This window comes from Streptomyces sp. SID14478 (genome assembly GCF_010548525.1).
Taxonomy (GTDB): domain Bacteria; phylum Actinomycetota; class Actinomycetes; order Streptomycetales; family Streptomycetaceae; genus Streptomyces.
In genome coordinates this window covers 1-250 of the sequence record NZ_JAAGMG010000141.1, presented here as the reverse complement: position 1 = coordinate 250, position 250 = coordinate 1, and the positions used below count along the sequence as shown (strand labels likewise).

At 74.8% G+C, this 250-nt stretch carries 1 pseudogene; it reads left to right on the top strand.

The annotated features are described in order from the left end of the window. Nucleotides 1–250: pseudogene (locus G3I40_RS05110) on the top strand (PucR family transcriptional regulator); the annotation flags it as partial.

Sequence of the window (250 nt, the reverse complement as noted above, 5' to 3'; positions counted from 1 at the left end):
CCCAGTCGCTGCTGGAGGAGATCCTGGTCGACCCGCTGTCGTCGGGGCCCGAGCCGTCCGACCGGATCGCCGTCGCGCACACCGGTGACGAGGCGATCGCCCTCGTGCCGCTGCCCGCGGTCTCCGCGGAGCACGACGGCTCGCAGGAGGGTCTGATCGCGGACACGCTCCTGGAGACCGTACGGGGGCCGCTGTCGGCGGGGCTCGCGGACGACGGGCGGCTGACGATCGGCGTGAGCGCGGCCGTGCA